Annotated in this window: 1 protein-coding gene; it reads right to left on the reverse strand. The window is 67.2% G+C overall.

The window, feature by feature from the left end:
* The coding region (locus tag GJ693_RS15365; protein WP_235902978.1) for a helicase-related protein at positions 1-2,120 on the reverse strand (2,120 nt) is incomplete at its 3' end.
* Positions 2,121-2,544 lie beyond the last annotated feature (424 nt).

Below are 2,544 nucleotides of genomic sequence, written 5' to 3' on the forward strand. Positions count from 1 at the left end.
TCCGGGCGCAGCAGCGCCGGCACGAACAGGTGCAGCGGGCCGAGGCGCACGCCGCAGCGGGTGAGCGCCTGGCGGTCAGCACGGGTGACCCCGGTCAGCTGGTCAGCCACCGCGTCGCGGGCCAGCACGCCCAGCCCTTCGACCAGCTGCACGATCAGGCCGCGCGCCGGGGCCGACACATCGCTGCGCAGCGCCTGCACCTTGGCCAATGGCGCCGCGACCCGGGCAATGGCGTCGGCCACGAACTGGTCCAGTCGTTCGGCAACGCGCTTGCGATCATCGGGCGCCAGGCTGGCCACGGCGCGGTCCAGCTCGATGCGCGGGCTCAGCGCGTCCCGGCCCTTGCGCAGAAGCGCCACCCGTGCGCCCTTCCACAACAGGCGTGGCGGCAGGCTGCCATCAAAATCGAGCGCGAATTCGGCGTCGGGCGCGGCGGCCAGCTGGCGGGCACGGGCTGCCAGCTCGCGCACCAGGTGGCGCTCAGCCGCGGCCAACAACAGCCGCTGCTCACCGGCGCGGGCGGCAGCATCAGCGGTGAAGCGGAAACCGTCGAGTCGGCCGATCACTTCGCCATCAACGGCGACGCCGCCATCGGCATCGATCAGCACTGGCGCCGAAAGCCCACGCGCCTTCAGATCCTTCAGCAGCACCGCCGTGCGGCGATCGACAAAGCGCTGGGTGAGGGCGCCGTGCAGCGCGTCCGACAAGCGGTCTTCCAGTGCCCGGGTGCGCTCTGCCCAGTTGAAAGGATTGTCGAGCCAGTCGGGCCGATGGGCGATATAGGTCCAGGTGCGCGCCGCGGCGATGCGATCGGCGATGGCCTCGACGTCGCCGGTGACGCGATCGAGGTGGGCAATCTCCGCGGCAATCCAGGCATCCGGCAAATGGCCACGACCCTCGGTTAAATGGCGGAACACCCGGCCAACCAGACGCGTGTGGGCTTCGGCACCGGTCTTGCGGTAATCGGGCAGGCTGCACGCCTGCCACAGCCGGAACAGCCCCTTTTCGCCCAACATGCGGGCATTGGCGCGCTCCATCACCCACGGCTCGCCGGCCAGGCGCTTGAGCACGGCGAGATCGATGGCATCATCAGAGCGCACCAACTCGGCACGCGGCGTGCGGGCATCCATGGTCGCCACCAACCGCGGCAGGCTGGAAAAATCGAGATCGCTATTGCGCCAGACCAGGTGGCTCAGCGGTTCGAAGCGATGCTCCTCCAGCCCCTCGATCTCTTCGGGTGTGAAGCTGCAATTGGCCTCGCTGCCCAACTGCACCGTGCCAAACGTGCCGTCGCGCTGGTGGCGCCCGGCGCGGCCGGCGATCTGGGCCATTTCCGCCAGGGTGAGCCGGCGCTGCCGCTTGCCATCAAACTTGCCGAGCGCGGCGAAGGCAACATGGGCGATATCCATGTTAAGCCCCATGCCGATGGCATCAGTGGCGACGAGATAATCGACTTCGCCCGACTGGTACATCGCCACCTGGGCGTTGCGGGTGCGCGGGGACAGCGAGCCCATCACTACCGCTGCACCGCCCTTCTGCCGGCGCAGCATCTCGGCAATGGCATAGACTTCCGCCGCGGTGAACGCGACGATGGCGGTGCGGCGCGGCAGGCGCGACAGCTTCTTCGGCCCGGCATAGGCCAGCGTCGAGAAGCGCGGCCGTGTGATGATCTCGGCCTCCGGGATCAGCTTGCGGATCAGTGGCCGCAGCGTTTCCGAGCCCAGGATCATGGTTTCGGCATAGCCGCGCGCCCGCAAGAGGCGATCGGTAAAGACATGGCCGCGTTCAGGATCGGCGCCCATCTGGCCTTCATCGATGGCGATGAAGGCGACTTCGCGATCCAACGGCATGGATTCAACCGTGCACAGGAACCAGCGCGCGCCGGGAGGCACGATCTTTTCCTCGCCTGTGATCAGCGCAACCGAAGCCGCGCCCTTGGCCGCCACAACCTTTTCATAGACTTCACGGGCCAGCAGACGCAGCGGAAAGCCGATGATGCCGCTGGCATGACCGCACAGCCGCTCGACCGCGAGATGGGTCTTGCCGGTATTGGTGGGGCCGAGCACGGCGGTAACGCGGCTGTTGCCGGTCGCGGGGGACGAGGGGGCGAAGCGGCTCACCCCGGCAACGTGGCTCGTGGCAAGCGTGGCGACAAGGCCCTGTGGCAATCAGGCAGACAGGCCATGTTCGCGGCCCGTTCGTGGCGATGATGCCACTTCACACTGATGTACAGCCAACGCGGTTGTCCATGCACGGCAAGGTGACACGGCTGATTCCGCGACGCAAGTGACCGTATGATGACGGCGGTTCATCGCCATTGACTTGTCCACCGATTGTTGCGCGATTGACACGGCGACTCGGTGCAGGCACAGATTCACTTGTGTTAAAACGCCAAGCCATTTGGTCGTGAACCGTTTGTAAACAGAGTGTTGCAAGCGGATTTGGGGGTCAGATTGTACCAACCGGGTTTTCAGCCTGCGGCCGGGGGCAGCATCGCGCTGCCGGGGCCGCTGTCGGCGCCCGGGGCCGGCCTGGCCCGCGCCG

This window comes from Sandarakinorhabdus oryzae (assembly GCF_009733735.1).
GTDB lineage: Bacteria > Pseudomonadota > Alphaproteobacteria > Sphingomonadales > Sphingomonadaceae > Sandarakinorhabdus > Sandarakinorhabdus oryzae.